The organism is Alistipes sp. CAG:268 (assembly GCA_000434235.1).
In the GTDB taxonomy this organism is placed as follows: domain Bacteria; phylum Bacteroidota; class Bacteroidia; order Bacteroidales; family Rikenellaceae; genus Alistipes; species Alistipes avistercoris.
Window position 1 is genome coordinate 16660 of sequence record FR891987.1, and the last position, 958, is coordinate 17617.

The 958-nt window shown below is 66.6% G+C and carries 1 protein-coding gene and 1 pseudogene (1 of these 2 cut by a window edge); both read left to right on the forward strand.

The window, feature by feature from the left end:
- Positions 1-426, forward strand: a pseudogene (locus QZL63_RS03825) (TIM-barrel domain-containing protein) (it extends 3455 nt beyond the left edge of the window).
- 248 nt (positions 427-674) lie between these two features.
- Positions 675-958, forward strand: a 284-nt coding sequence (locus tag QZL63_RS03830) for a threonine/serine exporter family protein (RefSeq protein ID WP_290585927.1), incomplete at its 3' end; no start/stop codon positions are given.

Genomic DNA, 958 nt, shown 5'->3' on the forward strand with positions numbered 1-958 from the left:
GCACAGCGGCGGGGGGGGCGCGCGGACCGCCGGCCGGCCGCCCCCGTGGCGGGGACGGTCACGGTGAAGGCCTCGAAGCGCAGCTACGCCCCGGGCGAGACGGTCGAGATCCGCGTCTCGGGCCGCGGGCTGAAGAGCGTGAACGCCCTGAGTTTCGCCCTGCCCTACGACCCGCAGCAGCTGGAGTATGTCGGCATCGAGGCCCCCGGACTCGGGCAGATGCGCAACTTCACCGCAGACCGGCTCCATACCAACGGCGTGAAGGCCCTCTACCCGACCTTCGTGAACGTCGGCGAACAGGCGACGGCCGAGGGCGACGGCGAACTGCTCGTGATCCGCTTCCGCACCCGCAAGGCCTATGTCTACGACCTGCAGCCGGCAGACGGGCTGCTGGTGGACAAACGCATGAACCAGGCGGCATTCTGACACCGCCGGGCAGACGGTCTGACGCAGGAGGGGCTTCCGGATCTCCGGAAGCCCCTCTTCGTTTACCCGGCAGGAATTCGGTCCGACGGGGAGGCGGCCCCGCCGGACCGTGAGCCCGATTCGCGGGCCGCCGGGGCACGGCTCGGGCGCCACCGCTTGCCGCACCGGAAGCGGCCTGCGGCATCGGAGTCGAAAAAAAGGGGAAAGAGGCTGGTTTCAAACGAAAAAAGATTATTTTTGCAACCGGTATGAAGACCAAAGAAGAACTGATCGCAACGCTCGATTTCGTGGCCGAATATGCCACCTACCTGCTCGGATCGGGAGTACATACCTCGCGCGTGATCCGGAATTCGCAGCGGATCGGCACTTCGCAGGGCATCGACATCCAGTTGTCGAGCTTCCAGCGGAGCACGATCGTCACGGCCCACGACCCCGAGAGCGGCGAGGCCGTCACCCGCGTGGTGAAGATCCCCGCCCTGCCGATCAGCTTCGAACGCAACTCCGACCTCAGCGCCCTGAGCTGGGACGCCCT